The organism is Leptospira stimsonii, from assembly GCF_003545885.1.
GTDB lineage: Bacteria > Spirochaetota > Leptospiria > Leptospirales > Leptospiraceae > Leptospira > Leptospira stimsonii.
The window spans coordinates 1,330,001-1,335,000 of the sequence record NZ_QHCT01000001.1 but is presented as its reverse complement, the minus strand read 5'-3'; the positions used below and the strand labels follow the sequence as shown (position 1 = coordinate 1,335,000).

The 5,000-nt window shown below is 44.6% G+C and carries 7 protein-coding genes (2 of these 7 running past the window's edge); all 7 read right to left on the bottom strand.

All coding sequences use genetic code 11. The annotated features are described in order from the left end of the window. Tightly spaced (at most 35 nt apart), the 7 genes in view from rplB to DLM75_RS06525 form a layout consistent with a single transcriptional unit that may run on beyond the window. Positions 1–377, bottom strand: the start of a protein-coding gene (rplB, locus tag DLM75_RS06555; RefSeq protein WP_100784889.1) for a 50S ribosomal protein L2. The gene continues 466 nt to the left of window position 1, outside the view; 377 of the gene's 843 nt are visible here — the first part of the coding sequence; it begins with the start codon at positions 375–377; its stop codon lies off the left edge, out of view. A 3-nt stretch (positions 378–380) separates the two neighbouring features. After that, positions 381–695 carry a 50S ribosomal protein L23 gene (locus DLM75_RS06550; protein WP_118967638.1) on the bottom strand — a complete coding sequence of 105 codons (315 nt, stop codon included), beginning with the start codon at positions 693–695 and terminating at the stop codon, positions 381–383. After that, positions 692–1,327 (bottom strand): 50S ribosomal protein L4, encoded by a 636-nt coding sequence (gene rplD, locus DLM75_RS06545; RefSeq protein WP_100784888.1) that lies wholly within the window; start codon positions 1,325–1,327, stop codon positions 692–694. The genes DLM75_RS06550 and rplD overlap by 4 nt, the downstream gene beginning before the upstream one ends. Before the next feature lie 14 nt (positions 1,328–1,341). Continuing rightward, positions 1,342–1,962 (bottom strand): 50S ribosomal protein L3, encoded by a 621-nt coding sequence (rplC, locus tag DLM75_RS06540; protein WP_118967637.1) that lies wholly within the window; start codon positions 1,960–1,962, stop codon positions 1,342–1,344. A 12-nt stretch (positions 1,963–1,974) separates the two neighbouring features. Continuing rightward, a complete protein-coding gene (gene rpsJ, locus DLM75_RS06535) occupies positions 1,975–2,283 on the bottom strand; it encodes a 30S ribosomal protein S10 (RefSeq protein WP_000918607.1) in 309 nt (102 codons plus the stop codon). Positions 2,284–2,296: 13 nt separating this feature from the next. Beyond that, positions 2,297–3,502: an elongation factor Tu gene (gene tuf / locus DLM75_RS06530; RefSeq protein WP_118967636.1), complete on the bottom strand. Its 1,206-nt coding sequence runs from the start codon at positions 3,500–3,502 to the stop codon at positions 2,297–2,299. A gap of 35 nt (positions 3,503–3,537) precedes the next feature. After that, positions 3,538–5,000 carry the 3' portion of an elongation factor G-like protein gene (locus tag DLM75_RS06525; RefSeq protein WP_118968016.1) on the bottom strand. 418 nt of this gene lie beyond the right edge of the window, so the window shows 1,463 of its 1,881 coding nt (coding positions 419–1,881); its start codon lies beyond the right edge, outside the window; its stop codon occupies positions 3,538–3,540.

Here is a 5,000-nt window from a genome sequence, read left to right as displayed (position 1 = left end):
TTAATTTCCACTCCGCTCGCACCGGACTGAACTACGTCACCTACTTTGATTCCATCCGGAGCAAGAATATACGCATATTCTCCATCCTTGTAACAAACCAAAGAAATGAACGCGGAACGATTCGGATCGTATTCCAGAGTTTTTACAACCGCAGGAACGTTTGTTTTTCTGCGTTTAAAATCGATGATACGATATTTTCTTTTTACACGACCACCTCTGTGACGAACGGAAATTTTTCCGCCGTCTCCTCTTCCCGCTTTGTAGGAAAGAGTGAGAGTAAGAGGTTTATACGGTTCTGTTTCCGTAATCTCTTTGAAATCCAATACGGATTTATAACGACTTGCGGAAGTTACGGGTTTAAACTTTTTAATTCCCATTTCTTATGCTTCCTTTGCGAAATCGATGCTTGCACCGTCACGGAAAGTAACTACTGCTTTCTTCCAGTGTGGGCGAGGCGCCGGCATGTTTCTAAAACGTTTGATCTTCCCTCTGTAAACTTGAACGTTTACCGCTGAAGGGGTTACTTTAAAAATCTTTTTGAATGCTTCTTTGATCAGAGTTTTGTTTGCATCGATGTGAACTTTCACGGTGTATTTCACCATTCTCGTTCCCTTCTTGCTATTGGCTCCGATCGATTCCAGATCCTGAGATTTCTCAGTGACCACTGGAGTTAGAATTACGTCTTGGAGATTCATTTCTGTGCTCCGTACTGTGTGAGCATCTCTTTCAGAGCGGCTTCTGTGATCACCAAATTACGGTTATACAGAATGTCTCTGCAGGAGATTCTTTTTGAATTGATATATTTTACGGTTGGGATGTTACGAACGGATTTTTTAACGAAATCGCTCTCACCTTGAACCAGTAATCCAACAACACCGGTGTTTCTGAGATTCATATTTTTGAATAAAGAATCAAAGGACTTCGTGCTGTATTCTTTTGGATCGAGATCTTCGATCACTTTCACTGCGGAAGCTTGCGCTTTTTTATTCAGAATCGAAAGCACAGCTCTGTGTTTGAGTTTGGAAGAAACTTTATAAGAATAGTCTCTTTTTTGAGGACCGTGAACCGTTCCCCCGCCGACCCAATGAGGAGCTCGTGTAGAACCTTGTCTCGCACGACCTGTTCCTTTTTGAGCCCAAGGCTTTTTTCCACCACCGCGGACTTCCGATCTGGTTTTTGTTGCGTGGTTTCCAGAACGCATATTTGCATTCTCAGCCTTAATCGCTTCGTAGATCGAAGCGACGCTAAGCTTGCTTTCAAAGAGTGCGGAAGGAAGTTCGATTTCTGAAATCAACTTTCCTTCTTTAGAATACTTCTGTGCTTTCATATCTAACCCGGATTTTAAATCTTCTCGATCGTAATTACTGTGTTTGCAGTGCCGGGTACCGCCCCGCTCACGAACACAAGATTCTTTTCTTCATTGATCCGGACTACTTTCAAATTCCGGACTGTAGTTTGGAGGGAACCAGTTCTTCCGGGAAGCTTAACGCCTTTGAAAACCCGAGAAGGAGTAGAGTTCGCACCCATAGATCCAGGATGTCTGTGAAAACGAGATCCGTGTCCACCCGGTCCACCGGCGTGTCCATGGCGTTTTACAACCCCTTGAAATCCTCTTCCTTTGCTGACCCCGGTAACTTTTACCACGTCAGAAACAGCAAAAACATCCTGAATTTTCAGAACAGAACCTGCCGTAGGAGAATCTCCGAAACTACGAAATTCTCTCAAAACTCTCTTTGGTCCGAGTCCCGCTTTTGCAAGGTGACTCTTCTCCGCTTTGGAGAGGTGAAATTCTTTTGTATCTTGAAACGCCAACTGGATCGCTTCGTATCCGTCATTTTCAACAGACTTGACTTGAGAAACGGCGCAAGGGCCGACTTCCAAAACAGTTACAGGAATCATATTCCCCTGCTCGTCAAAGATCTGAGACATTCCAACTTTTTTGCCGATTAATCCCTTTGCCATCGTTCCTTACCTTCAGGATTTGATATCTACAGATACCCCTGCAGGAAGCTGAAGTTTCATCAGAGCTTCTACAGTGTCTTCATTGGTATCCAGGATATCGATGAGCCGTTTGTGTGTTTTTAATTCAAACTGCTCTCTGGATTTTTTATTCACGTGCGGAGAACGAAGAACTGTATAGATCTCTTTCTTAGTAGGAAGAGGAATCGGGCCGGAGACAGTCGCTCCGGTCCTTTTCGCAGTTGCTACGATCTCATAGGTCGATTGGTCAATCAACCTATGGTCGAACGCTTTCAGTTTAACTCGTATTTTTTGTCCGGCCATTTTTTAAGAGCTCTTACTCAATGATGTCCGCGACAACGCCGGATCCAATGGTTCTTCCACCTTCGCGAATTGCGAACTTGAGACCTTTGTCCATTGCGATCGGGCTGATCAATTCAACTGTCAGAGATACGTTGTCACCAGGCATAACCATTTCGATTCCACTTGGGAGATTACAAACTCCGGTAACGTCAGTAGTTCTGAAGTAGAACTGAGGACGATAGTTATTGATGAAAGGAGTGTGACGTCCGCCTTCATCTTTTGTTAAAACGTAAACCTCAGCGGCAAACTTTTTGTGAGGAGTGATGGATCCCGGCTTAGCGAGAACTTGTCCTCTTTCGATGTCTTCTTTTTTAGTTCCACGAAGAAGGGCACCGATGTTGTCACCAGCTTCCGCTTGATCGAGAAGTTTTCTAAACATTTCGATACCGGTAACAACAGTTTTTGTTGTTGGGCGGATCCCGATGATTTCAACTTCGTCGTTCACTTTGAGAACGCCTTGCTCCACTCTTCCGGTTGCAACAGTTCCACGACCAGTGATCGAGAACACGTCTTCCACAGGCATAAGGAAAGGTTTGTCTGTAATTCTTTTTGGATTTGGAACGTAAGTGTCCAGAGCTTCCATCAATTTAAGAATTGCTGGCATACCGATTTCAGATTCATCACCTTCCAGAGCTTTTACTGCGGAACCGTGAATGATAGGGGTATCATCGCCAGGGAAGTTATATTTGTTGAGAAGGTCGCGAACGTCCATTTCAACCATTTCGATCATTTCAGCTCTTTCATCAGCCGCAAGCATATCCGCTTTGTTGATGAATACGATCACGTAAGGAACACCAACCTGACGAGCAAGGAGAATGTGTTCTTTCGTTTGTGGCATTGGTCCATCGGTTGCAGATACAACGAGGATCGCCGCGTCCATCTGAGCCGCGCCGGTGATCATGTTTTTAACATAGTCAGCGTGACCTGGACAATCTACGTGAGCGTAGTGACGGTTAGCAGTTTCATATTCCTGGTGAGAAGTAGCAATGGTGATCCCACGAGCTTTTTCTTCCGGAGCATTATCAATTTGGTCATAAGCAACAGCTTTGTTCTTACCACCGATCGCTTTTGCAAGTGTAGTAGTAATAGCTGCCGTCAGGGTTGTTTTACCATGATCCACGTGACCAATTGTACCAACGTTTAAGTGAGGTTTCGACCTATCAAATTTTTCTTTAGCCATAGCGACTGTTTAATCTCCTTACTTTTTAACGAACCCTAACGGGAATCGACTAATGTAATTACGTAATAGTGTTCAGAGTCAAAAAGGGAGTCCAGAGACAGAACACCCCTTCCCTGTGTCATATTTCTAAGCACGCTTGCAAAGCCAAGCAAGTTTTCCGTAGAAGCATTTGCGTGAACAAGCGACTTACCATCTCCGAGCGAAACAACATTATGAATCTTTGCATTTCTCTTGGAGAGAGCACCAAGCACATCGCCTAACGATGGATCTGGTATCAAAATCTCTAATGAAGAAATCGGACCCACAAGTTCCGTATAATTCGGAATTATGTCTTTTAAGCCTTTTATGACGGCTACTTTTACAAGTGAAGAAGTTTCGATCGAAGAATCCGGAGGATCGTATCGATGAACAATCAGATCCAAACCGAGAACTTCTTCTCCCTTGGATCCCTTTGCCACTACTTCATAAAAAGCTGATGTAATGGCTTCTTCTAGTGTTTCAGTAATCTTAGTTTCAAACCGCACTTCCCTGGAAAAGCTGTTAGAGCTTGCCAGAGAGGCGTGCACCTGTCCGCTTGAGATTTTTTGATCAAACGCGGTATGCTGAAATTCACTCTGTAGGACCATTTTTTTCCAAAGCTCAAACCTTGCAACTTTTATCCCGCTAACGTTCACTTTGTGAGGAAAGAATTCTTTCAATCGGGAAAGAGAAACTTCCAAGTGCAATTCTCCAAGTCCGGAAAGTTGAATTTGTCCCGTATCCGGAAGAACTTTTGTCTCCAAGCCTTCATCCAGCCAAGTAAGCTGATTGAGTGCCTCCCAGAGCCCGTCCCTCTCTTCCGAAGTTTCCGGTTCGAGAAGAATCTGGAATTGCTTTCGAACGGGACTTAGCTCCGACATATATTCTTTTTGAGGAGAAGAATAGAGGACGTCGCCCGGTTTGAGAGAATCGAGACCGGGGACCACGATAATCTCGCGAATTTTTGTTTCTTCAATCTCTTCAAAGTCTCGCGTGGAGATAAGATGAATGGAATCCATTTGGCCATTTCCGGAAATCGACCAGAACTTCTGATTCCGTGGGAACTCCTGCGAAGGAAGAATATAGACGATCTTCCCTAAGTCGGGGTGGAATTCCCGTTTAAATGCAATTCCTAATTCTCCGGAGGAACGAGGAATGGATGAGAATGTTCGAGAAAGAAGTTCTAAGGAAAGAAGGAGCTCCTTTACACCTTCTCCATGAAGGGCTGATCCACCAAGGACGGGGAAAAGTTCTCCCTTCCAAAAACCTTTAGAAAATCCCTCGCGCGCGAGAATCGAGAGAGAATCCGGATCCTTCAGATATTTTTCCGAAAGTTCGGAATCCCATTCCAAGAGGGGAAGAAGACTTTGGTCGGCGCTTCCTTCTTGGAAGAGGGAAAATTCCGCGTCCTCTTTCCAGAGAAGAATCGGCTCTTTTCCGAGGACGGCCTCGAGATCGACGAGCGAATCCGTAATGTCGA

Coding starts and splice junctions, on each gene's coding strand:
- DLM75_RS06550 (WP_118967638.1), bottom strand. CDS start 695: ATGAATCTCCAAGACGTAATTCTAACTCCAGTGGTCACTGAGAAATCT.
- rplD (WP_100784888.1), bottom strand. CDS start 1,327: ATGAAAGCACAGAAGTATTCTAAAGAAGGAAAGTTGATTTCAGAAATC.
- rplC (WP_118967637.1), bottom strand. CDS start 1,962: ATGGCAAAGGGATTAATCGGCAAAAAAGTTGGAATGTCTCAGATCTTT.
- rpsJ (WP_000918607.1), bottom strand. CDS start 2,283: ATGGCCGGACAAAAAATACGAGTTAAACTGAAAGCGTTCGACCATAGG.
- tuf (WP_118967636.1), bottom strand. CDS start 3,502: ATGGCTAAAGAAAAATTTGATAGGTCGAAACCTCACTTAAACGTTGGT.